Annotated in this window: 15 protein-coding genes; 11 read left to right on the top strand and 4 right to left on the bottom strand. The window is 74.9% G+C overall.

From position 1 onward, the window contains the following. Window positions 1-28: 28 nt before the first annotated feature. Window positions 29-2,449: a malto-oligosyltrehalose synthase gene (gene treY / locus AB0E83_RS20405; RefSeq protein ID WP_362113413.1), complete on the bottom strand. Its 2,421-nt coding sequence runs from the start codon at window positions 2,447-2,449 to the stop codon at window positions 29-31. Between the two features lie 81 nt (window positions 2,450-2,530). Between treY and AB0E83_RS20400 the strand changes: the two genes are divergently transcribed. After that, window positions 2,531-3,793 carry an MFS transporter gene (locus AB0E83_RS20400; protein WP_362113410.1) on the top strand — a complete coding sequence of 421 codons (1,263 nt, stop codon included), beginning with the start codon at window positions 2,531-2,533 and terminating at the stop codon, window positions 3,791-3,793. Here AB0E83_RS20400 and glgX read toward each other — a convergent pair. Then, window positions 3,747-5,867, bottom strand: coding sequence for a glycogen debranching protein GlgX (gene glgX, locus AB0E83_RS20395; protein WP_362113407.1), 2,121 nt, complete (start codon window positions 5,865-5,867; stop codon window positions 3,747-3,749). The two genes, AB0E83_RS20400 and glgX, sit on opposite strands and share 47 nt — an antisense overlap. Window positions 5,868-6,004: 137 nt before the next feature. Here glgX and AB0E83_RS20390 point away from each other — a divergent pair, with 137 nt between their 5' ends. From AB0E83_RS20390 to AB0E83_RS20345, 10 genes are all read left to right on the top strand, one after another. After that, a complete protein-coding gene (locus AB0E83_RS20390) occupies window positions 6,005-6,889 on the top strand; it encodes a Tat pathway signal sequence domain protein (protein WP_362113404.1) in 885 nt (294 codons plus the stop codon). A 68-nt stretch (window positions 6,890-6,957) separates the two neighbouring features. Next, window positions 6,958-8,280 carry a copper amine oxidase gene (locus AB0E83_RS20385; RefSeq protein ID WP_362113401.1) on the top strand — a complete coding sequence of 441 codons (1,323 nt, stop codon included), beginning with the start codon at window positions 6,958-6,960 and terminating at the stop codon, window positions 8,278-8,280. A 109-nt stretch (window positions 8,281-8,389) separates the two neighbouring features. Further along, on the top strand, window positions 8,390-9,676 hold the full coding sequence (locus AB0E83_RS20380; protein WP_362113398.1) for an SAV2148 family HEPN domain-containing protein: 1,287 nt from the start codon (window positions 8,390-8,392) through the stop codon (window positions 9,674-9,676). A gap of 66 nt (window positions 9,677-9,742) precedes the next feature. Beyond that, entirely contained in the window at window positions 9,743-10,465 is a 723-nt protein-coding gene (locus tag AB0E83_RS20375) for a 3'-5' exonuclease (RefSeq protein ID WP_362113395.1), read from the top strand. Between the two features lie 183 nt (window positions 10,466-10,648). Then, the gene (locus AB0E83_RS20370; protein WP_362113392.1) at window positions 10,649-11,491 is read left to right on the top strand and encodes an AfsR/SARP family transcriptional regulator; all 843 of its coding nucleotides are present in this window, start codon (window positions 10,649-10,651) and stop codon (window positions 11,489-11,491) included. Between the two features lie 330 nt (window positions 11,492-11,821). After that, complete coding sequence (locus AB0E83_RS20365; protein ID WP_362113389.1) at window positions 11,822-12,223, top strand: DUF4440 domain-containing protein; 402 nt, start codon at window positions 11,822-11,824, stop codon at window positions 12,221-12,223. Window positions 12,224-12,288: 65 nt separating this feature from the next. Continuing rightward, window positions 12,289-13,182, top strand: a complete 894-nt coding sequence (locus tag AB0E83_RS20360; RefSeq protein ID WP_362113386.1) for an NAD(P)-binding domain-containing protein — start codon at window positions 12,289-12,291, stop codon at window positions 13,180-13,182. A gap of 142 nt (window positions 13,183-13,324) precedes the next feature. Further along, a complete protein-coding gene (locus AB0E83_RS20355; RefSeq protein WP_362113383.1) occupies window positions 13,325-14,833 on the top strand; it encodes an FAD-dependent oxidoreductase in 1,509 nt (502 codons plus the stop codon). A gap of 43 nt (window positions 14,834-14,876) precedes the next feature. Next, on the top strand, window positions 14,877-16,067 hold the full coding sequence (locus AB0E83_RS20350) for a cytochrome P450 (RefSeq protein ID WP_362113380.1): 1,191 nt from the start codon (window positions 14,877-14,879) through the stop codon (window positions 16,065-16,067). A 126-nt stretch (window positions 16,068-16,193) separates the two neighbouring features. After that, window positions 16,194-17,069, top strand: a complete 876-nt coding sequence (locus AB0E83_RS20345) for a hypothetical protein (RefSeq protein WP_362113452.1) — start codon at window positions 16,194-16,196, stop codon at window positions 17,067-17,069. Window positions 17,070-17,153: 84 nt separating this feature from the next. Here the strand turns inward: AB0E83_RS20345 and AB0E83_RS20340 are convergent, their stop codons facing one another. Both AB0E83_RS20340 and AB0E83_RS20335 read right to left on the bottom strand, forming a co-directional pair. Then, the gene (locus AB0E83_RS20340) at window positions 17,154-17,513 is read right to left on the bottom strand and encodes a nuclear transport factor 2 family protein (RefSeq protein ID WP_362113378.1); all 360 of its coding nucleotides are present in this window, start codon (window positions 17,511-17,513) and stop codon (window positions 17,154-17,156) included. A gap of 132 nt (window positions 17,514-17,645) precedes the next feature. Then, the gene (locus AB0E83_RS20335) at window positions 17,646-23,264 is read right to left on the bottom strand and encodes a thioester reductase domain-containing protein (RefSeq protein WP_362113449.1); all 5,619 of its coding nucleotides are present in this window, start codon (window positions 23,262-23,264) and stop codon (window positions 17,646-17,648) included. Between the last annotated feature and the right edge of the window lie 31 nt (window positions 23,265-23,295).

The following is a 23,295-nucleotide window of genomic DNA, read 5'->3' as shown; positions in this document are numbered from 1 at the left end:
CGACCGGCGTGTGCCGCCCAGTATGCGGTCAGTCCGTGATCCGCGCGAGGAGTGCGACCGGCCGGTCGGCGAAGAGCTCCGCCAGCTTGAGCTCGCTCTCCGGGCCGCCGGTGAACTCCCGTACGCCGTCCAGGACGTCGGCCCACCGGCCCTCGGGCAGCACCAGCTCGGTGTCCCGCCAGCCGCCCGCCTCCGCGAGCCGCAGCGACAGCCGGGTCACCGCGGTGACCACCTCCTCCGCGCGGGCGAAGGCCAGACAGTGCGCCGCGGCCGGCCCCTCGGCGACGAGCGGCCGGTAGCCGCCGCCGGGACCGAAGGCCGCCGGGCGCTCCCGCCGCAGCCGCAGCGCCGCCCGGACCAGCGCCGTCCGCCCGTCGTCCGGACCCGGCGCGAACGGCGCCCGGTTGTCGGGGTCGACGAGCGCCCGGTACTCCCGCTCGGTGTTCTGGTACAGCTCCGGCACCCCCGGCATGGTCAGCTGCACCAGCGCCGCGCCGTCCGCGTGCGCCCGGATGTGCGGCTCCAGGGCGAACGCCGCCTCGGACGCCGACCGCAGCGGCACCCGGCCGGGCCCCGCCGCCGTGAACTCGGCCACCGCCCGCTCGTACGCCGGGTCCTGCTCGGTCCACGAGGTCCGCAGCCCCTCCTCCCGCACGGCCTTGAGCACCGCGCCCCCGATCCGCTCCGGGTCCGGCGTGCCGAAGCCGAAGGCGGTCTGCCAGGCCGTCCAGGCGAGGTGCGGGTCCGGCGCCGGGACCGCGGCGACCTCGGACAGCAGCCCGGCCCACACGCCGGGGCACTGGGCGAGGACCGCGATCGCCGCGCGCACGTCGGCGCTGCGCTTGGTGTCGTGGGTGGTGAGGACGGTGCCGGTGGCCGGCCAGTCGCGGGCCAGCCGGGTGCAGGCGGCGTGGAACTCCGTCACGTCCACGGCGGGCCGGCCCGGGTCGCCGCCCACCTCGTTGGCCGACAGCAGCGGGGCGTACCGGTAGAAGGCGGTGTCCTCGGTGGACTTGGCGCGCAGCGCCGAGGAGGTCTGCGCGAACCGGGCCCGCAGCGCCCGGTGGCCGGGCGAGTCGCCGAAGGCGCCGAGGAGGAGCCCCCGGACGGCGTCCACGGCGGCGGCCTCCTCCTCCACCGCGAACGCGGCCCGCGCGCCCCGGGCGGCCTCCGGGGTGAGGACCCGCTCGGCGCCGGTCCGGTAGGGCCGGTAGACCGGCATCCGGACGAGCAGCTCCTCGATCGCGGTCCGCAGGGCCCAGGGCGCGTGGTCGCGCAGCGCGGGGTGGGCGGCGCAGAGCCGGACCGCCGCCCGGGTCAGGGCGGCGGTCTCGGCCGCCAGGTCGTGCCGCACCACCTCGTACGCCGCGCGCCGCGCGGTCGCCTCCCACTCGCCTCCCCGGTCCGCCGCCCGGCCGGTGAACTCCCGGTACACACCGGCGAGTTCGTCCGCCCCGTCGGGGTCGGTGAGGACGCCGTCGACGAGCCGCAGGGCGTCGTAGCCGGTGGTGCCGGCCACCGGCCAGTCGGCCGGCAGGGTCTCGGCGCCGGTGAGGATCTTCTCGACCACGGTCCAGCACCGCCCGCCGGTCACCTCCGCGAGGCGCTCCAGGTACCCCTGGGGGTCGGCGAGTCCGTCCGGGTGGTCGATCCGCAGCCCCTCGATCACCCCGTCGGCGACCAGCTCCAGGACCTTCGCGTGGCTGCCCGCGAACACCTCCGGGTCCTCCACCCGCACCCCGATGAGGTCCGAGACGGTGAAGAAGCGCCGGTAGTTCAGCTCGGTGCGGGCCAGCCGCCACCAGCCGAGCCGGTACCACTGGGCGTCGAGGAGCTCGTCGAGCGGCAGCCCCTCGGTGCCCGGCCGGAGCGGGAACTCCTGCCCGTCCAGGCGGAGCACGCCGTCCTCGACCCGCAGCCGGTCCCGCACCTCGGAGAGCCGGGCGGGCAGCACGGGCAGCAGCATCCGGCCGTCCCCGGCCGTCCACTCGACGTCGAACCAGCGGGCGTACGGGGAGTCCGGGCCGTGCCGCAGCACCTCCCGCAGCGCGTGGTTGTGGCGCGGCGAGGCCGCCATGTGGTTCGGCACCAGGTCCACCACCAGGCCGAGGCCGTGGGCGCGCGCGGCGGCGGCGAGCGACCGCAGTCCGGCCTCGCCGCCGAGCTCCGCCCGGACGGACCGGTGGTCGGTGACGTCGTACCCGTGGAGGGAACCGGGGACCGCCTCCAGGACGGGGGAGAGGTGCAGGTGCGAGACGCCGAGCCCGGCGAGGTGCGGCACGGCCCGCTCGGCGGCGGCGAAGGGGAACGACGGCTGGAGCTGGAGCCGGTAGGTGGCGGTGGGCACGACGGCGGGGGCGCGGGGGACGGCCGGGCCGGGCGCGGGCGGGGCGGCGGCGGGCCTGGAGGGGGCGGGGTCGGGCCGGTGCGGGGCCGGGTTGGGCGTCATGCGAACGTACGTACCCCGTGCGGCGGCTTCCGTGTCATCGCCCGATGCACCCGTTCGGGTGCATCGCGTTAGTTTCGGCCGATGCTCCGGACCTACCGCGCCACCCTCGCCCTGCTCGGCCCCGCCCTTCCGGCCCTGTCCTTCCTCGGCCGGCTGCCGACCGCGACGTGCCAGCTCGGCAGCGTGCTGCTGGTCGCGGAGACCAGCGGCTCCCTCGCCACCGCCGGGCTCGCCGGCGGCGCGCTGGCCGCCGGGCAGACCGTCGCGGGCCCGCTCCTCGGCCGGCTCGCCGACCGGCGCGGCCAGCGCGGCCCCGTCCTCGCCGCCTCCCTCGCCAACGCCCTCGCGGTCGCCGCCCTGGTCCTCGCCGCCGTCGCCCGCGCCCCCGTGGGCCTGCTGGTGCCGCTGGCCCTGCTCGCCGGGGCGACCGTCCCGCAGATCGGGCCGCTCGCCCGGACCCGCTCGGTGGCGCTCGCCCGCCGGGCCGGCGCCGACGACCGGACGGTGGGCGCGGTCCTCTCCTTCGAGGGCACCCTCGACGAGGTGTCCTTCGTGCTCGGCCCGGCGCTCGTCGGCCTCGCCGCCGCCCTCGCCCACCCGGGCGCCGCGCTGCTCGGCGCGGCCCTGCTGCTCGCCCTCTGCGGCACCGGCTTCGCGCTCCACCCCACCGCCCGCGCCACCGCCCCCGCTCCGGCCGGAGCCACCACCCGCACGGGTGCCGCCGAACGGACGCGGCTGCCCGGTTCCGCCTACGCCCTCCGGGTCACGATGGTCCTCCAGGGCGCCATGTTCGGCGCCTCCCAGGCCGGCATCACCGCCCTCACCGCCGGTCTCGGCGCCCCCTCCCAGGCCGGGCTCGTCTACGCGGCGATGGGCGTGATGAGCGCCGCCGTCGGCCTCTCGCTCGCCGCGCTGCCCGCCCGGATCGGCCTCGCCCTCCGCTGGCGCGCCGCCACCGCCGGGCTCGTCCTGCTCTCCCTGCCGCTGCTCGCGGTCGACTCGCTCCCCGGCCTGTACGCGGTGGTGACCGTGCTCGGCGCCGCCTACGCCCCGCACCTCATCACGGTCTTCGCGCTGACCGAGCGGGCCGTCCCGGCCGCCCGGCTCGCCGAGTCCATGGCCTTCCTGACCAGCGGGATCGTCGGCGGCCAGGCGCTCGCCCTGGCGCTCTCCGGAAGGCTCGCCGAACGGCACGGCGCCCCCGCCGCCTTCGCGGTGGCGGTGGGGGCGGCCGTGGCCTGCGCGGTGCTCTCCTGGACCGTACGGACCGCACGGACCGGGGATCCGGCCGGGCGGCTCAGGCCGGCCGGCGCAGCACCGTCAGACTCAGCGGCGCGAGGGTGACGCGCTCGCCCGCCGCGATCTCCGGCCCCTCGTGCGGCGGCATGCCCTCCGGGTCGGCGGTGTCCACCACCGTCCGCCAGCACCGCCCGTGGCTGTCCGGCACCGCGAACTCCAGCTCCTGGGAGGAGGCGTTGAACATCAGCAGGAAGGAGTCGTCGGCGATCCGCTCGCCCTGCGGGCCCGGCTCGGAGATCGCGTTGCCGTTGAGGAAGACGGTCAGCGCCCGGGCGTGCGCGGCCTGCCAGTCCCGGGCCGTCATCTCCTCGCCCTCCGGCGTGAACCAGGCGATGTCGGTGAGCTCGTCGTGGGTGCCCTCCACCGGCCGGCCGTGGAAGAAGCGGCGCCGCCGGAAGACCGGGTGCTCGCGGCGGAGCCGCACCATCGCCCGGGTGAAGCGCAGCAGCGTCGCCTCCGCCTCGCTGTTCTCCTTCGGCCAGCGCACCCAGGAGATCTCGCTGTCCTGGCAGTAGGCGTTGTTGTTGCCGCCCTGGGTGCGGCCGAACTCGTCGCCGTGGCTGAGCATCGGCACGCCCTGGGAGAGCATCAGCGTGGCGAGGAAGTTGCGCATCTGACGGGCCCGCAGCTCGATGATCCCGACGTCGTCGGTCTCGCCCTCCGCCCCGCAGTTCCAGGACCGGTTGAAGCTCTCGCCGTCCCGGTTGCCCTCCCCGTTGGCCTCGTTGTGCTTCTGGTCGTACGAGACGAGGTCGCGCAGGGTGAAGCCGTCGTGGCAGGTCACGAAGTTGACCGAGGCGAGCGGGCGCCGGCCGTCGTCCTGGTACAGGTCGGAGGAGCCGGTGAGCCGGGAGGCGAACTCGGCGAGCGTGCGCGGCTCGCCCCGCCACAGGTCCCGCACGCAGTCCCGGTACTTGCCGTTCCACTCGGTCCACAGCGGCGGGAAGTTGCCCACCTGGTAGCCGCCCTCGCCGACGTCCCACGGCTCGGCGATCAGCTTCACCTGGCTCACCACCGGGTCCTGCTGCACCAGGTCGAAGAAGGACGACAGCCGGTCCACCTCGTGGAACTGCCGGGCCAGGGTGGCCGCCAGGTCGAAGCGGAAGCCGTCCACGTGCATCTCGGTCACCCAGTACCGCAGACTGTCCATGATCATCTGGAGGACGTGCGGGGACCGCATCAGCAGCGAGTTCCCGGTCCCGGTGGTGTCCATGTAGTACCGGGGGTCGTCGGCGAGCCGGTAGTACGAGGGGTTGTCCAGGCCCCGGAAGGAGAGCGTCGGGCCCAGGTGGTTGCCCTCCGCGGTGTGGTTGTAGACGACGTCGAGGATGACCTCGATCCCCGCCTGGTGCAGCGCCCGCACCGCCGACTTGAACTCCAGCACCTGCTGGCCCCGGTCGCCCCAGGAGGCGTAGGCGTTGTGCGGGGCGAAGAAGCCGATCGTGTTGTAGCCCCAGTAGTTCGCGAGTCCCGCGTCGACCAGCCGGTGGTCGTTCACGAACTGGTGCACGGGCATCAGTTCCAGGGCGGTGACGCCCAGTTCCTTCAGATGGCCGATCACCGAGGGGTGCGCGAGCCCCGCGTAGGTGCCGCGCAGCTCCTCCGGGAGGTCCGGGTGGAGCATCGTCAGGCCCTTCACGTGGGCCTCGTAGATCACCGTGTGGTGGTACTCGGTGCGCGGCCGCCGGTCGTCGCCCCAGTCGAAGTAGGGGTTCACCACCACCGAGGTCATCGTGTGCGGGGCCGAGTCCAGGTCGTTGCGCGCGTCGGGGCGCCCGAAGGGGTACCCGTACACCGCCTCGCCCCAGGCGATCGATCCCGACATCGCCCGCGCGTACGGGTCGAGGAGGAGCTTCGCCGGGTTGCAGCGCAGCCCGCGCTCCGGCGCGTACGGCCCGTGCACCCGGAAGCCGTACCGCTGTCCGGGCATCACGCCCGGCAGGTACGCGTGGCGGACGAAGGCGTCCGTCTCGCGCAGTTCGACGGACGTCTCCGTGCCGTCGTCGTCGATGAGACACAACTCGATGCGGTGCGCCGCCTCCGAGAAGACCGCGAAGTTGGTGCCCGCTCCGTCATAGGTGGCGCCCAGGGGGTACGCCTGTCCCGGCCAGACCTGCATGGGTACGAATCTTCCTCTTCTGTCCGGGTTCATGCGTGCTCTTCGGCCAGATCCTGCCCGAAAGAGGCGCAACCTCGTGGGAACCCGCCCCGTCCTACTGGGTGACCGCAGACCAAGCGGGGGATAGAGGGGGAAATGTGTACGAAATAGTACGCCGTCACCTGGGGAAGGTGATGGCCGGCGCGGCCATGGCGGTGACGGGGACCGCCGCCGCGGTCGCGATCACCCTGCCGGGCACCGCCGGAGCGGACGGCGTCCCGTCCGCCGCCGCTCCCGGCGCGTCCGGAACCCCCCGGCCCGGCGGACCCGCCGGGACCCCGGGGACCGACGGGGCGCGGGGGACGGACGGGACCGGCGGGGCGGAGGGGACGAGCGGCCGGGGGGCCGCGGCGCCCCCTCCCGCCCCCGCCGACGTCCTCCCGGCCGCCGCCGAGGGCGACCGGGGCACCGGCACCGACCCGCTCACCGACACCGAACTGGACCGGGCCCGGGCCCTCGCGCTCGCCCCGGCCGACACCGCGGCCCGCCAGGACGTCGACGGCGACCGCGGCCGCCCGCAGCACCTCGGCACCGAACTCGCCGACCCGGAACCCGGCCGGGAGGACGTCCGCCGCGCCCGGGTCCGCTTCTACGACTACGCCCGCGACGAACTCGTCACCCGGACCGTGAACCTGGCCACCGGCGAGGTCGAGTCGAGCGCCGCCCGGCGCGGGGTGCAGCCCTCCGCCCACCCCGAGGAGCTGCGCACCGCCCTGGAGCTCATCCTCGCGAGCCCGCTCGGCGACGGCGTGCGGGAGGACTACCGGGACGCCACCGGCAAGGAACTGAAGGGCGCCGACCAGCTCTGGTTCAACGGCGACGTCTACCGCACCTACCGGGAGAGGAACGTCCCCCGGGCGCTCTCCCGCTGCGGCGAGCACCGCTGCGTCCGGCTCGTCACCAAGGTCCGCGACGGCGCCTGGATCGACACCCGGAACCTGATCGTCGACCTCTCCGCGAGGAACGTCGTCCGCGTCGGCTGACCACCGCCGCCCGCCGTTCCGTCCACCGCCCCGGCCACGGGGCCCGCGCACCCAAGGAGCACGCCCGCATGACCACCCGGCACCACCGGCGAGCCAGGGGGATCCTCGCCGCCGCCGCGGCCACCGCCGTCCTCGGCGCCACCGCCGCCGCGGCGCCCGCCTCCGGCGCCCCCGCCTTCCCGAACCCGCCCGGCCCGCTGCCCACCGCCGTGCCCCCGCCCGTCCAGCCCGCCTGCTCGACGGCGTACCGCATCACCCGGAAGCTCGAAGGCGGCGCCGCCTGGGACATGTGCTGGCGCTACAGCACCGACGCCGGCCTGATCCTCGACCACGTCACCTACCGGCCGCCCGGCGGCGCCCCCGTCCGCGTCCTGACCACCGCCCGGCTCGCCCAGATCCACGTGCCGTACGACGACGGCGGCGCCGAGTACGACGACCTCACCGGCGCCGGCTTCGGCTGGGGCCTCCAGGACCTCAAGCCCGCCGAGTGCCCCGGCGGCACCCTCTCCACCGTCAAGGTCCCCGAAGTCGGCACGGTCAAGGGCCTGTGCACCACCACCCGGGCCCGCGGCCACGCCTACCGCATGGCCGCCGACAGCGGCTCCGGCGTCTACCAGACCCAGGCCAAGGACCTCCTCGTCTACACCGTCAACAAGGTCGGCTGGTACGAGTACATCTCCGAGTGGCGCTTCTCCTCCGACGGCACCGTCGGCGCCAACGTCGGCGCCACCGGCAGCCTCTCGCCCGTCGACTACAACGCCACCGACGGCCGCGGCTGGCCCCTCGGCAAGGGCGCCCGCGGCTACGCCACCAGCCACGCCCACAACGTCTTCTGGAAGCTCGACTTCGGCCTCGACGGCGGCAAGGACCGGATCGAGCAGTACGACTCCACCGTCACCCCGCCCGCCGGCGACGGCGGCCCCACCGTGAAGACCAAGCGCACCGCCGTCACCAGGGAACTCGCCGGCGACGCCAGGAACATGCGCTGGTGGCGGGTGGTCAGCGGCACCGGCAGGAACGCCGACGGCCACGCCCGCAGCTACGAGATCGTCCCCGGCCGCACCGACACCCACGCCGGCCGCGGCTTCACCAAGCACGACGTCTACTTCACCCAGGCCCGCGCCTGCGAGCAGTACGCCAGCAACAACATCGGCAACTGCCCCGCCGGCGCCGGCGACAGCGTGGACAAATGGGTCAACGGGGAGACTCTGACCAAACCGACCGTGTGGGTCAACATCGGGTTCCACCACATCGCCCGGGACGAGGACCAGCAGCCGATGCCCGTCCACTGGCAGGGCTTCCAGCTCGCCCCCAGGGACGTAACCGCTATGAATCCGCTCACTCCGTCCGATCTCGCCTCCCAGAACGGACAGCCGCCCTCCGAGAGTTGAGCAAGCGGCCGACCGATCCTGCTGCACCGCCTCCCGCTCGCGGAGTACCCTTCCTTGATCTTGTCGGAAGAATCGGGACGGGCGTCCGGGAGCAGAAGGCGGTGCGCGGGTGAGCTCGGGAGGTCGTGAGCTGCCCCCAGGTGACGCGGGTCACGAGGGGGGACCGGCCGACCCCGGGGAGGCTCCGGCCGGAGCGGTCCTGCCCCCGGGGACGGCCGGTCCGCCCGGCGCGGTCCCCGTGGTCCGCCCGGTGGAGATCGGCGCCGAACTCGACTGGGGCGCCGAGGCGTGGAGCGAGGTCCGCACCCGCGCCCAGCGCGCCGGCCGCGCCTACATCTGGCTCAACCTCGTCGAGCAGCGGATGCGGGCCGTCGTCGCCGCCGTCCTCCGGCCCGTCTACGAGCCCGTCCACGGCGACGAGTGGGTCGTCGCCGCGGCCGGACCGGCCGGCCAGGAATGGGTCCGCCGCGCCGTCGCCGTCCGCGAGGTCTCCCGCCGCAAGGGCTACCTCCTCGACCCCGCCGACGACAACGTCCTCTCCTTCCTCACCCTGCCCCAGCTCCGCGAGCTGATGGTGCAGCACTGGCCCTGCTTCGAGCCCTACTTCGACGACCGGCGCGAGGTCGAACTGGCCCTCGACGAGCTGGAGGTGACCCGCAACGTCGTCTCCCGCAACCGGGCCCTGTCGCCCACCGTCCTCGCCCAGGCCGAACGGGCCTCCGCCCGCATCCTGGAGATCCTCGGCAGCGGCGCCGGCGCCCCCTCCGCCGACCGGCTGCCCGTCGACGCCGTCGAGGACCTCGTCGGCGACCGCTACGCCGACGTCGTCTCCGTCCACCCCGACCGCGTCCGGCTCCAGCGCCAGCTGCCCGCCGAGGACCTCTTCGGCGGCGCCCGCCGCCTCGACGCCACCGGCATAGGCCTGAACCTGCTCGTGCAGAACTTCTCCGGCCGCCGCATGGTCCGCCTCGCCGAGTCCGGCTGCCGGATACGGCTCCTCTTCCTCAACCCCGCCAGCAGCGCCGTCAAGCGCCGCGAGCGGGAGCTCGGCATCAAGAAGGGCGAGCTGAGCCGCTCGGTCGAGATGAACATCCTGCACATGCGCCGGGTCCGCTCCCGGCTCCGCGACCCCGACGCCTTCCAGATCCACGTCTTCGACGAGACCCCCCGCTTCACCGCCTACCTCGTCGACGGCGACGGACCCGACGGGGTCGGCGTCGTCCAGTCCTACCTCCGCAGGGCCCGCGGCATGGAGGCGCCCGTCCTGGTGCTCCGCGGCGGCGGCCGGACCGTCGTCCGGCACGACCCCTCCGGACGCGACGCCGACCACGGACTCTTCGAGACCTACCGGGAGGAGTTCGAGTCCGTCTGGCTCGACTCCCGGCCGGTCTCCTGACGCCGTTGTCAGTGGCCCGTGCGAGGCTGGTGAACACCACGGGGGAGATCACGTAAGGAGGACCCGATGGCCTGGCACGGTGAACCGCTGGTCGGCTTCGACCTGGAGACGACCGGCACCGATCCGCTGGAAGCGCGCATCGTGACGGCCTCGGTCGTCGGCTTCCACGGCGGACGGGTGGTCCGGCAGCGCGACTGGCTCGCCGACCCGGGCATCCGCATCCCCGAACAGGCCTCCGCCATCCACGGCATCAGCAGCGAGCGGGCCGCCGCCGAGGGCCGGCCGGCCCGCGAGGTCGCCGACGAGGTCGCCGAGACCCTGGCCGGGTACTGGAAGCAGGGCGTCCCGGTCGTCGCGTACAACGCCTCCTTCGACCTCAGCCTCCTCGCCGCCGAGCTCCGCCGCCACGGCCTGCCCTCCCTGGAGGAGCGGCTCGGCGGGACGGAGATCGGCCCCGTCGTCGACCCGTACACCATCGACCGCGCCGTCGACCGCTACCGGCGCGGCAAGCGGACCCTCGAAGCGGTCTGCGGCGAGTACGGCGTGGTCCTCGAAGCCGCCCACCAGGCCGCCGCCGACGCGCTCGCCGCCGTCCGGGTCGCCGTCGCGATAGCCGAGCGCCACCCGCAGGTGGCGGCCCTCGACCCGGCCGAGCTGCACCGGCGGCAGATCGGCTGGTACCGCGCCTGGGCCGAGAACTTCCAGGTCTTCCTCCGCCGCAAGGGCGACGAGGACGCCGTCGTCGACCCGGTGTGGCCGCTGCGCGGGGCCCCGGCCGCCGTCCGCTGACCGGACCCCGGCCGGAGCGGGGGGAAGCCGCCGGGCAGGCGCGCCGCGCCCGCCCACTGGGCTGTCCGACAAGGTGACATTCTCGGCCCGGGGCGGCCGTGGGGACGCGCGCGCCTTCCTACGATGCACGGACCCCCACCAGCACCCACGAGGCGCCCACGCGCCGGAGTAGGAGCGCGCCCCGTGCGGTTCAACCTCATCGGCCCCTTCGAGATCGTGACCGGTGACGGCCGGACGCACGCGCCCAAGGCGCCGAAGATCTGCCAGATGCTCGCCGTGCTCGCGCTCCACCCGGGCGAGGCCGTCGCCACCGACACGCTGATCAGGGAGCTGTGGGGCGAGAGCGCGCCGGGCAACGCGCCCAAGATCCTCCAGACCCACGTCTACCACGCCCGCCGCATGCTGGACGAGACGCTGGGCGACACCGTCGACCGCCGGCTGCTCCTGACCCGGGTCCCCGGCTACCGGCTCGACATCGACGGCGACCAGACCGACGTGCACCTCTTCGAACGGCTGGTGCGGCAGGCCCAGCGGGAACTCGACCAGGGCTTCCCGGAGACCGCCGCCGACCGCCTCGCCCGCGCCCGGAGGCTCTGGCGCGCCCCCATGCTGTGCAACGTCCAGGCCGGCCCGGTGCTCACCGGCCGGGTCGCCCGCATGGAGGAGCTGCGGATCCGCGCCCTGGAACTGTGGGTGGAGTCCGGGACGCGCCTCGACCGGCACCGCGAACTCCTCCCCGAACTGCGCACCCTGGTCAACGACCACCCGCTGCACGAGTGGTTCCACGGCCAGCTCATCTCGGCCCTGCACCGCGCGGGCCGCCGGGGCGAGGCCCTCCAGGCGTACCAGCACCTCTACTCGATCCTCAAGAGCGAACTCGGCCTCGAACCCTCCGCCGAGCTGAGGCGGCTCCAGGCCGAGATCCTGCACGCCCCCGACCCGGACGGCGCGCGCCCGGTCGCCCGCCGCGGGGTGGGGCCGCAGCCGCGCGTCACCCCGCTCTGGCCCTCCGCCGCCGCCAGCTGAACCGACCCCCTTTCCGGCCCCGGGGCCCGCCTCCCCGGGGCCGCTCCGTGTCGCCCTCCGTTCCTCCGGGCATTTCCCGTACCCACCCGCGCATTCACCGGACGAGGGTGCGCCGACCCGCTTTCGGTGAACTCGGGGCCGGGCGTTCCCGCCCGGTGAATCCGCCGGTCACTCACCGGTAATCGGAATCCCCTCCACCCCGGGGAAGAGCGATTACCGGCAGGAGACCGGGGTGGGAGGGGGCCGCTGCTATCGTCCGGATCAGATTTGTGCAGGTGTTTCAGACACGAATGGAGCGAATGCGCCGTGACCGATGCCCATTACACGCTGGTGACCGATATCGAAAAGCACCAGGAGGCTTTCGGAATAGCGTTCAACTCCGGCGACGCGGACGCGGTCAACGCCATGTACGTCGACAACGCGCTCGGAATGTGGGAGCCGGGATTTCCGCTCTACGGCGATGCCCGGCGTGACTACGTGGTCGAGTTCCTGAAGAAGCGCAAGCCCACCGTCGACGCCACGGTGCGCCAGCAGCTCGTGGTCGGCGACACCGCCCAGCTGGTGGTCGAGTGGCAGATGGCCGCGCTCGACGAGGACGGCCGCCCCGAGCTGCTCAAGGGCGTCGCCATCGACGTCCTGCACCGCGGCGAGGACGGCTACTGGCGCTACGTCGTCGACAACCCCTTCGGGGTCAGCGGCCCCTGGGACGCCGAGGGCGCCGCCCAGGGCTGACCGCCCCGCCCCACCGCTCAACCACCCACCGCGGCGCCCGCCGCACGACGTACGGAGAACTCCCCGTGTCCACCCTTCCCGCCGCCGGCGCGCCGGTCACCGTCATCGGCCTGGGCCTGATGGGCCAGGCCCTCGCCGGGGCCTTCCTCGCCCAGGGCCACCCCACCACCGTCTGGAACCGCTCCGCCGCCAAGGCCGACGAGCTCGTCGCCCGCGGCGCCGTCCTCGCCGACTCGGTCGGGAGCGCCGTCGAGGCGAGCCCGCTCGTCGTCGTCTGCGTCTCGGACTACGACGCCGTGCACCAGCTCCTCGGCCCGGTCGGCGAGTCCCTCGCCGGCCGCACCCTGGTCAACCTGACCACGGCCAGCTCCACCCAGGCCCGCGAGACCGCCGAGTGGGCGGAGAAGCTCGGCGCCGCCTACCTCGACGGCGCCATCCTGGCCCTGCCCCAGGCGATCGGCACCGCCGAGGCCACCCTGCTGTACGCCGGCCCGCGGGCCGCCTTCGAGGAGCACCGGGCCACCCTGGAGGTGCTCGGCGGGGAGGCGACCGTCTACCTGGACGAGGACCACGGCCTGTCGGCCCTGTACGACCTCTCCGTGCTCAGCATCATGTGGGGCGTCCTCAACAGCTTCCTGCACGGCGCCGCGCTGCTCGGCACCGCGAACGTCAAGGCGTCCACCTTCGCGGAGCTCGCCGTCACCGCGATCAACGTCACCGCCGAGTACGCCTCCGCCTACGCCCAGCAGATCGACGCGGGCGAGTACCCGGCCACCGACGCCACCGTCAACGTCCACGTGGGCGGCATGACGCACCTCGTCGAGGAGAGCGAGACGCTCGGCGTCAACGCCGAACTGCCCCGCTTCTTCCTGGAGCTGGCCCGCCGCGCCGTCGCCGCCGGCGACGCCGAGAACAGCTACGCCGCGCTGATCAAGCAGTTCCGCAAGCCCTCCGCCTGATCCCGCGCCCCGCACCGGCAGGACAGAGCCGGGAACCCGGACGACGCCCTTCGCGCCTCGGATTCCCGGCTCTGCTGTGCCTCCCGCCGTCAGCACACCGCACCGACACACCACGACAGCACACCTTCACGGGGGAACAACCATGTCCGTCGACCGTGGCCGGAAGGCCGTCACCCGCCAGGCGATATCCCGCAGAAACGCGCTGAGGACGGGTGGCCTCGCCCTCGCCGGCACGGCGCTCGCCACCGGCCTGCCCACCCTCGCCGAGGCCGCCGAGAGCGCCGACCTCACCGCGCAGACCACCTACGACAGCATCGTCGTCGGCGCCGGCCTGGCCGGCCTCGTCGCCGCCCGCGAACTGCGGGCCCAGGGCCGCCGGGTCCTCCTCCTGGAGGCCCGGAACCGCATCGGCGGCCGCACCTGGACCGACCGCTTCAACGACTACGAGATCGAGCGCGGCGGCGCCTGGGTCGACCCGCTCCAGCCGCACGTCTGGCGCGAGATATCCCGCTACCGGCTCAACGTCGTCGCCGACGCCGGACCCGAGCGCGTCCTCATGCCGACCACCACCGGCTTCGCCGAGTCCGACCCGGTCACCGCCTACACCCGGCAGGGCGAGCTGTTCACGCCCTTCTTCGAGGGCTCCCGCGACTACTTCCCCCGGCCCTACGCGCCGTTCACCCGCGAGGACCTCATCACCCCGCTCGACGCGCTCTCGCTGCGCGACCGGCTCGACCAGCTGGCCTACGCGCCCGAGGACGAGATCCGGATGACCAGCACCACCGGCCTGTACGGCGCGCCGACCGCGCGCGGCTCCCTGCTCCAACTCGCCCAGTGGTGGGCGCTGTCGGGCTGGAACTACACCGGCTTCTCCGGGATCAACACCTACCGCATGGAGCGGGGCACCGCCGCGCTGGCCGGCGCGATCCTCGCGGACGGCCGCCCCGACCTCAAGCTGAACTCCCCGGTCGCCTCCGTCACCGAGCAGAACGGGCGGGTCACCGTCGTCACCCGGTCCGGCCTCTCCTACTGCGCGGCCGAGGTCGTCATGGCCGTCCCCGTCAACGTCTGGAAGCGGATCACCTTCAACCCCGGCCTCCCGCAGGCCCACCGGACGGCCACCGAGCAGGGCTACGGCGTCCCCCGGCAGAAGAAGGTCTGGCTGGACCTGGCGACGCCCACCGACCGCTTCCTCGCCGAGGCGCCCGAGGACCACCCCTTCGTCATCATGGGCCGGATGAACGACAACGCCCCCGTCGTCGCCTTCACCGTCGATCCCACCCTGAACCTCGCCAGCCACGCCGCCGTGGAGGCCGCGGTCCGCCGCATCGTCCCCTCGGCGACGCTGCGCTCGTACACCGTCTGCGACTGGCAGGCCGACGAGTTCTCCCTCGGCGGCCCCGCCTACCGCACCCCCGGCCAGCTCACCGCGCTGCACCGGGCGATCGCCCGGCCGCTCGGCAGGATCAAGTTCTGCGGCGACGACCTGGCCCTCGGCTGGACCGGCTACATGGACGGGGCCATCGAGTCCGGCCTGCGGGTCGCCGGCTCGCCCACGCTGGCCCCGCTGCCGGCCGCCGCGCCCGCCACCCACGGGGTCGCCGTACCGCGGGTCGACCGCAGGGTCTACCGCTCGATGATCGGCCTGTGACCCCCGGACCGCACGACCCTCCGACCTCACGACAGGGGTGACCATGACGACCTCCCCGGAGCGCTCCGTCACCGAACCGGTGGACGCGGTGTTCGCCTGGTTCCGCGAGATGCACGAGAACCACCCGATCCACCACGACGAGGAGTACGGCTGGCAGCTCTTCCGGCACGCCGACATCACCCGCGTGCTGACCGACCCCACCACCTTCTCCTCGAACACGGTCCCGCTCTACAACGACCCGCAGCCCGACTTCGACCTCTTCCTCATGGGCAACCTGGTCACCAGCGACGCCCCGCACCACAAGAAGCTGCGCCGCGCGATCAGCGGCGCCTTCACCCCGCGCGCCGTCTCCGGCCTGGCCGGGCGGATCGAGCGCACCATGGCCGCGCTGCTCGACGGCGTCTCCGGCTCGGACGGCTTCGACCTCATCGGGGAGGTCGCCTACCCGCTGCCGATCCTGGTGGTCGCCGAGATGCTCGGACTGCCCGCCGAGGACGTCCCGATGTACCGGGGCTGGGGCGACGCGCTGGGCGCCCTCGACGCCGCGACCGTGCCGCCCGAGGTGATGGCGGCCGACATCGTCCCCGCGATCCGGGAGATGAACGCCTACATCCTGGAACACGTGCGCAGGCGCCGGGAGAACCCCGGCGACGACGTCATCACCATGCTCACCCGCGCCACCATCGACGACGCGCCGCTGCGCGACGGCGATCTGATCGGCCTGATCGGGCTCACCCTCTTCGCCGGCCACGCGGCCTCGATGGCGCTCCTCGGCAACGCGGTCCTCACCTTCGACCGCCACCCCGAGGCCTTCGCCGCGCTGCGGGCCGACCGGGAGCTGCTGCCCAACGCCGTCGAGGAACTGATGCGGCTGTACCCGCCGTTCTCCCGCCTGGCGCGCGTCACCACCACCGATACCGAGCTGCTGGGGCGGACGATCGGCGAGGGCGAGCTGGTGACGCTCTGGTCCGGCGCCGCCAACCGGGACCCGCTGCGCTTCCCGGACCCGGACCGCTTCGATTTCCGCCGGGACACCAGCGGGCACATCGCCTTCGGCCTCGGCGCCCACTTCTGCCTCGGGGCGCCGCTGGCCCGGCTCCAGGGCCGGATCGCGCTCGACATGCTGTTCGACCGCTTCGAGACCATCACCGTGGACCACGCCGCCGGCGTCGAGTTCGAGGACCCGATGCAGATCGTCTGCCCGAGGCGGCTGCCCGTACGGGTCTCCGGCTGACCCGGCCGACCGATCCCGAGGAAACCCATGTCCCTGTCATCGAAGAGCTCCGCGCCGCCCGAGGCGGCGACGGAGCCGGCCCCGTGGCGGTCGTGGCACCGTCCGCTGCTCCTGGCGGCGGCGCTGATGGTCCCCGCGGCGCTCGTGTCCGCCGTGGGGCTCGTCGTCGACGACCGCTTCCTGATGGGCGCCCCGATCTGGCTCAAGCCGTTCAAGTTCGCGCTGTCCTTCGCCGCCTTCTGCCTCACCCTGGGGTGGATGGCGTCGTTCGTCCCCCACCGCCGGCGCCTCGTGTGGTGGGCGGGGACGGTCGTCGCGGTGGGCAGCGTCATCGAGATCGTGATCATCTCGGGGCAGGCGGCGCGGGGGAGGCGCAGCCACTTCAACTACGCGACCGCCCTGGACGAGACGCTCTACAACGTGATGGGAGGGACGGTCGTCCTGCTGTGGCTGGCCACCCTCACCCTCGCGGTGCTGCTGGTCCGCACCCGCCCGGCGGACCGGGCCTCGGCCTGGGCGATGCGCTGCGGCATCGTCCTCGCGCTGGCCGGGACCGCCGTCGGCTTCCTGATGGACCGGCCGGCGCCGGGCCAGAAGGCGGGCGTCACCGACATCGTGGGCGCGCACAGCGTCGGCGTCCCGGACGGCGGCCCCGGCATGGCCCTGACCGGCTGGTCCACGACCGGCGGGGACCTGCGGGTGCCGCACTTCTTCGGCATGCACGCGCTCCAGCTCCTGCCGCTGCTCGTCCTCCTGCTCGCGCTCCTCGCCCCGCGCTTCGCCCGGCTCGGCGACGACCGGGTGCGGCTGCGGCTGGTGCTGCTCGCCTCGGGCACGTACGCCGCGGTCTTCGCGCTGATCCTCTGGCAGGCGCTGCGCGGCCAGGCGCTGCTCGACCCGGACGGGGCGACGCTGACGGCGGCCGGCCTGATCCTGGCCGCCGCGGTCGCCGGGACCCTGGTGGCGCTGCGGCCGGGCGGCGCCCGGGCGGACGGCCCCTGACCCGCGTGCCGGTCCCCCCGCCGGTTCTCCCGGGGAAGAGGGAAGGGCGGAGGGGGGAGGGAGGAGGGGGGAGGGGGAAAGGGCTCAGAAGCCGTCGAAGAAGCCGTACAGCCGGCCGATCCGGCCGTCCTCCGCCACCCACGCCACGTCGGAGCCGCTGGCCACCGGCGGCCGGCCGTCGGGGCCGACCCGCCAGGTGAAGTGCACGGCGTCGTGGTGCGCCAGGACGGTGCCGAAGGTGAACCGCATTCCCCGGAAGTTCTTCTGCGCCGAGGCCAGGTACGCGTCGATGGCCGCGGGGCCCGCCGCGTCCGCCACCGGATCGGTGTAGGTGCCCTCCGGGGTGAAGACCTCGTCGACCAGAGCCCGCCGCGGCCCCTCGTCCGTCTCGTTCCACATCGCGATGTACTTCTCGACCAGTGCGGTCGCGGCCTTCTTGTCCATATCCGCAGACTACAACAGGGAAGAGGCCCGGAAATCGCCAACGGGCCTTTTCCGTCAGGTGGTTGGTATTCCCGGGGAAAAGAACGAGCCGCCTTCCGGACCGAAGTCCGGAAGGCGGCTCGATTCGGCCGGTCATTCCCCCGCGCGGTCCCCGACGGGCGGGAAATACCCCGCCCGGACGAAGAAGTCGACGTACGTCGCGAACAGGTCGCGGTCGACCGGCGGACAGACGAGGCCGGTGCCGGCGAGGGCCCGTTCGGTCTCCGAGACGTCGATCGGCGGGTAGGTCGTCGTGCCGGACCCGGCGTTCATGCCCTCGAAGGAGTCGAGCAGCGGCACCATCGCGTTCTTCCGGTCCGCGCGGACCCGCGCCGACCACGACTCCCAGTCCAGCGCGGGCAGTTCGTACCCGAGGGAGCGGAGGTGGCCGACGAGCTCGGTGAACGTCTGGTCCTGCCGGTTGTAGAGGTGGAAGGTCCGGCCCGCCGCGTCCGCCCGCCGCGACAGCGTCACGATCGCGCCGCTGACGTAGTCCACCGGCACCATGTGCAGGACGCCGGCCAGGCTCTCCGGCACCGCCCCGGTCTCCAGCAGCCCCTTGAGGCTCAGCCAGACGAAGTCCTTGGTCTGGCAGGCGCCCGTCTCCCGGTCGCCGCAGACCACGTCCACGCGGTAGACCGAGACGGGCAGGCCGCGGTCCCGGGCGAGCTCGATGACCTGCTCGGCCACCCACTTGCTCTGCAGGTAGCCGTTGTGCAGCAGGTGCCCGGGCCCGGTCGGGTCCGTCACGCCGGCCGGGGCCGCGCCGGGGCCGGGCGCGGGGAACACGCCGGTCGTCGACACGTAGTGCACCGGAACGGTCCGGTGGGCCGCGGCGAGCCGCAGCACCTCCCGGGTGCCGCCCACGTTGCCCGCGGCGAGCGCGGTGTACGGCCGGACCCAGCTGACCGTCGCGCCGGCGTGGTAGACGGCGTCGGCCCGGCGGGCCAGCCCGTCGAACTCCTCCTCGGACAGGCCGAGCCGGGGCGCGGACAGGTCGCCGACGACGACGCGGACCCGGTCCGGGTCGATCTCGTCCGCCACCCGGTACCAGGCGAGCCCCTCCCACAGCCGGGCCGCCGCCTCGGCCGGGCCGGCGCCCCGCACCAGGCAGTGGACCACGGCCCGGGTCGAGCGCATCAGGTCGCGCAGCAGGAAGGCGCCCAGGAAGCCGGTGGCGCCGGTCAGCAGCACCTCCCGGGGGTCGGCGGCCACCGGGGAGGCGTCCCCGGACGGCCGGACGTCCTCGTCGAGGCGGACCTCGGCGGCGAAGTCGACCGCCGGCGCCGCCTCGGCGCCGTCGGACGCGGCCCCCAGCAACGCACCCAGCCGGCCCGCCAGTTCCTCCGGCGTGGGGTGCTCGAAGATCAGCGAGGGCGGCAGCCGGAGCCCGGTGGCCTCGGCGAGCCGGTTGCGCAGCTCCACCGAGGTGAGCGAGTCGAAGCCCATCGCGGAGAACCGCTGCCGGGGGTCGACCGAGTCCGGCGCCGCGTGCCCGAGCACCAGCGCCACCTCGCGGCGGATGAACTCCGCCACCGCCTCGTCCCGGTCCTCCGGCGTCAGCCCCGCCAGCCGCTCCGGCAGCAGCTCCGCCCCGGCCGGCTCCCGGCCCTCGGCCCCGTCGGCCGGCTCGACGAGCCGGCGCAGCAGCAGCGGCGCCCGCCGGCCGTGGGCGCGCAGCGCGGCCCGGTCGAGCGGGGTGACCACCAGCGCGGGCCGGGCGGCCAGCAGGGCCCGGTCCATCAGGGCGGGACCGGCCCCGTCGGTGATGGTGCTCAGGCCGGACCGGGCGATGCGGTCGAGCTCGGTACGGGTCAGGTGGCCGCTCATGCCGTCCTCGTGCGCCCACAGCCCCCACGCCAGCGAGGCCGCCGGCAGCCCGAGGCCGGCCCGGTGGGCGGCCAGGGCGTCGAGGAAGGTGTTGGCCGCCGCGTAGTTGGCCTGGCCGGTGCCGCCGATGACGCCCGCCACGGACGAGAACAGGACGAAGGCGTCCAGCTCCCGGCCGAGGGTCAGCTCGTGCAGGTTCCACGCGGCGTGCACCTTGGGCCGCAGGACGGCGGAGAGCCGCTCCGGCGTGAGGTCCTGGAGCATGCCGTCGTCGAGCACGCCGGCGGCGTGCACGACCGCGGTGAGCGGGTGCTCCTCCGGGACGGAGGCGAGGAGCGCGGCGGTCTCCTCCCGGTCGGCGAGGTCGCGGGCGACGATCCGCACCTCGGCGCCGAGCGCGGTGAGCTCCTCGGCGAGCGCGGCCGCCCCGGGCGCGTCGGGCCCGCGCCGGCCGACCAGCAGCAGCCTGCGGACGCCGTGGGCGCGGACCAGGTGGCGGGCGAAGAGGCCGCCGAGCGCCCCGGTGCCGCCGGTGATCAGCACCGTGCCGTCGGTGCGCCACCCGTTCCCGCGCGGCGGGGTGCCCGCCCGGGACACGGTGGCCAGGCCGGGGACGAGCACCCGCCCGGAGCGGACGGCGAGCTGCCCCTGGCCGGTCGCCAGGGCCGCGGGCAGGGCCGCCGCCGAGGCGTCCTCCGCGTCGACGTCGACCAGCACGATCCGGTCCGGCGCCTCCGACTGGGCCGAGCGGAGCAGGCCCCACAGCGGCGCCGCCGCGAGGTCCGTGAGGTCCGTGCCGTCCGGGCGGGCGGAGACGGCCCCCCGGGTCAGGACGACCAGCGGGATCCCGGCGGCCCGCTCGTCCGCCAGCCACTCCTGGACCAGCGCCAGCGCCCGGCGCGCGGTCTCCTCGGCCCGCCGCGGCACGGAGCCGTCCGGCGCGGGCACGAGGGGGACGAGCAGGGCGTCGTACGCGGGCGGCGCGGCCAGCGCCTCCGCCACGTCCCGGAAGACGCCGGCGGCGGGCTCCGGCAGGCCGGCGGGGCCGGAGCCGTCCGGGCACAGGGCCGCCAGGACCGGCGGGGCGGCCGGTCCGGCCGGGGCGGGCTCCGTCCAGCCGACCCCGAAGACCGCCTCCTCGACCGCCCCGCCGGCGGCCGCCGACGGGGTGTGCGTCACCCAGTACCGCTCCCGCTGGAAGGGGTACGCCGGCAGGTCCACCGGCCGCGCCCCGGAGCCGGCGAAGAACGGCGCCCAGTCCACGGCCACCCCGGCGGACCAGAGCCCGCCCAGCGCCGCGACCACGTCGCGCGCCTCGTCCGGGCCCTTCCGGACGGCCGGCACGGGCGTCAGCGGGGCCGCCGCGGCGACCAGGGCCGAGAGCACCCCGGCCGGGCCCAGCTCCAGGGCGGCGGTCACGTGCTGCCCGGCGAGGGTGCGGACCGCGTCGTGGAAGCGGACCGGCCGCCGCACCTGGTCGACCCAGTACTCCGGCGAGCACAGCTGCTCCGCGGTGGCGGGCCGGCCGGTCAGCGTGGAGACGAGGGGGACGGCCGGTGGGCGGAAGGTGACCTTCCGCAGGACCCGCCCGTACTCCTCCAGCATCGGGTCCATGAGCGGCGAGTGGAAGGCGTGGCTGACCGTCAGCTCCTTGGCGCGGCGGCCCCAGGAACGGACCGTCGCGGCGATCTCCCCGACCGCCGCGCGCTCCCCGGACACCACCGTGGACACCGGGCCGTTGACGGCGGCGAGCGTCGCGCCGGGGTGGTCCCGCAGCAGCCGCGCCAGCTCCTCCTCGGTGGCCTGGAGCGCGGCCATCGCGCCGCCCTCCGGCAGGGCCTGCATCAGCCCGCCCCGGGCGGCCACCACGGCCGCCGCGTCGGGCAGCGACAGCACCCCGGCCACGTGGGCGGCGGCGAGTTCGCCGATCGAGTGCCCCACGAGGACGTCCGGGACGATCCCCCACGACGCGAAGAGCCGGAAGAGGGCGACCTCCATCGCGAACAGCGCCGGCTGGGCGTACCCGGTCCGGTCCAGTCCGGTCCCGTCCTCGATCACCCGGCGCAGCGGGACGTCCAGGTACGGGTCGAGCTCCGCGCACACGGCGTCGAACGCCGCCGCGTACGCCGGGAACTCCGCGTACAGGCCGAGGCCCATGGCGGTCCGCTGGGCGCCCTGGCCGGTGAAGAGGAAGGCGAGCCTGCCGCCGTCCCGGGCCGCGGCCGGCGCGGGGCGCGCCCCGCCGTCGGCGAGCGGCCGGAGCGCGGCGAGCAGCGACGGCACGTCCGAGCCGACCGCCACCGCCCGGTGGGGGAGCGCGGCACGGGTCGTGGCCAGGGAGAGGGCCAGGTCCGCCGGGGCCGGCACGGGGCCCTCCTCCAGGAGGGCGACCAGGTCCCGGGCCCGCGCGGCCAGGGCCGCCGGGGAGGCGGCCGACAGCGGCAGCGGCAGGAACGGGGGCACCCGCACCGGCGCCCCGTCCGCCGGCTCCGCCGGGAGCTCGGCCGGCGCCTGCTCGATGATGACGTGCGCGTTGGTGCCGCTGACGCCGAAGGAGGAGACCGCCGCCCGGCGCGGCCGGCCCGTCCTCGGCCACGGCCGCGCCTCGCCGAGCAGCTCGACCGCCCCCGCCGACCAGTCGACCAGCGGGGTCGGCTCGTCGAGGTGCAGGGTGCGGGGCAGCTCGCCGTGCCGGATCGCCTGCACCATCTTGATCACGCCGCCGACGCCGGCCGCCGCCACCGAGTGCCCGATGTTCGACTTCAGGGAGCCCAGGTACAGGGGGTGTTCCCGGCCGTTCGCGGCGCCGTAGGTGGCCAGCAGCGCCTGGGCCTCGATGGGGTCGCCGAGCCGGGTCCCGGTGCCGTGCGCCTCGACGGCGTCCACGTCGGCCGCGTCGAGCCGGGCGGCGGCGAGCGCGGCCCTGATCACCCGCTCCTGGGAGGGGCCGCTCGGCGCGGTCAGGCCGTTGGAGGCGCCGTCCGAGTTGACCGCCGAGGAGCGCAGCACGGCCAGCACCCGGTGCCCGTTGCGCACCGCGTCGCCGAGCCGCTCCAGCAGGAGCAGCCCGACCCCCTCCGACCAGCTGGTGCCGTCGGCCGCCGCCGCGAAGGACTTGCACCGCCCGTCGGGGGCGAGGCCGCGCTGCCGGGAGAAGTCGACGAAGCCGCCGGGGGTGCCGGCGATCATCACCCCGCCCGCGAGCGCCAGGGCCGACTCGCCGGACCGCAGCGACTGCGCGGCGAGGTGCAGGGCGACCAGGGACGACGAGCAGGCCGTGTCCACGGTCATCGAGGGGCCCTCGAAGCCGAAGGAGTACGAGAGCCGGCCGGAGGCGACCGCCCCGAGCTTCCCCGTCAGGAGGTACCCCTCCAGCTCCGCCGGGCCGTCGAGCCCCAGGTAGGACTGCTCCACGGCGCCGACGAAGACGCCCACGTCGGAGCCCCTGACGGAGTCCGGGGTGATCCGCGCGTGCTCGAAGGTCTCCCAGGCGGTCTCCAGGAGCACCCGCTGCTGGGGGTCCATCGAGAGCGCCTCGCGCGGCGAGATCCCGAAGAACCCGGCGTCGAACTCGGTCGCGCCGTCGAGGAAGCCGCCCTCCCGGGCGTACGTCGTGCCGGGGACGTCCGGGTCGGGGTCGTACAGCGCCTCGACGTCCCAGCCGCGGTCGGCGGGGAAGCCGGTGACGGCGTCCCGGCCCTCGGCGACGAGCCGCCACAGGTCCTCGGCGGAGCGGACCCCGCCGGGGTAGCGGCAGGCCATGCCGACGATCGCGACCGGTTCGGTCCGGCCGGACTCCAGCTCCGCGATCCGCTGCCGGGCCTTGCGCAGGTCGGCGGTGACCCATTTCAGATACTCGGCGAGCTTGTTCTCATCCACCATCGGGAGGTCCACCTGTTCCTGGGGGCGGGCG

The sequence above is a fragment of the Streptomyces sp. NPDC035033 genome (assembly GCF_040636735.1).
Classification (GTDB): domain Bacteria; phylum Actinomycetota; class Actinomycetes; order Streptomycetales; family Streptomycetaceae; genus Streptomyces.
Note: the sequence above shows the minus strand (reverse complement) of the source record. Positions and strands in the feature narration are given on the sequence as shown.

Coding starts and splice junctions, on each gene's coding strand:
- treY (WP_362113413.1), bottom strand. CDS start 2,449: ATGACGCCCAACCCGGCCCCGCACCGGCCCGACCCCGCCCCCTCCAGG.
- AB0E83_RS20400 (WP_362113410.1), top strand. CDS start 2,531: ATGCTCCGGACCTACCGCGCCACCCTCGCCCTGCTCGGCCCCGCCCTT.
- glgX (WP_362113407.1), bottom strand. CDS start 5,867: ATGCAGGTCTGGCCGGGACAGGCGTACCCCCTGGGCGCCACCTATGAC.
- AB0E83_RS20385 (WP_362113401.1), top strand. CDS start 6,958: ATGACCACCCGGCACCACCGGCGAGCCAGGGGGATCCTCGCCGCCGCC.
- AB0E83_RS20375 (WP_362113395.1), top strand. CDS start 9,743: ATGGCCTGGCACGGTGAACCGCTGGTCGGCTTCGACCTGGAGACGACC.
- AB0E83_RS20355 (WP_362113383.1), top strand. CDS start 13,325: ATGTCCGTCGACCGTGGCCGGAAGGCCGTCACCCGCCAGGCGATATCC.
- AB0E83_RS20350 (WP_362113380.1), top strand. CDS start 14,877: ATGACGACCTCCCCGGAGCGCTCCGTCACCGAACCGGTGGACGCGGTG.
- AB0E83_RS20345 (WP_362113452.1), top strand. CDS start 16,194: ATGGTCCCCGCGGCGCTCGTGTCCGCCGTGGGGCTCGTCGTCGACGAC.
- AB0E83_RS20340 (WP_362113378.1), bottom strand. CDS start 17,513: ATGGACAAGAAGGCCGCGACCGCACTGGTCGAGAAGTACATCGCGATG.
- AB0E83_RS20335 (WP_362113449.1), bottom strand. CDS start 23,264: ATGGTGGATGAGAACAAGCTCGCCGAGTATCTGAAATGGGTCACCGCC.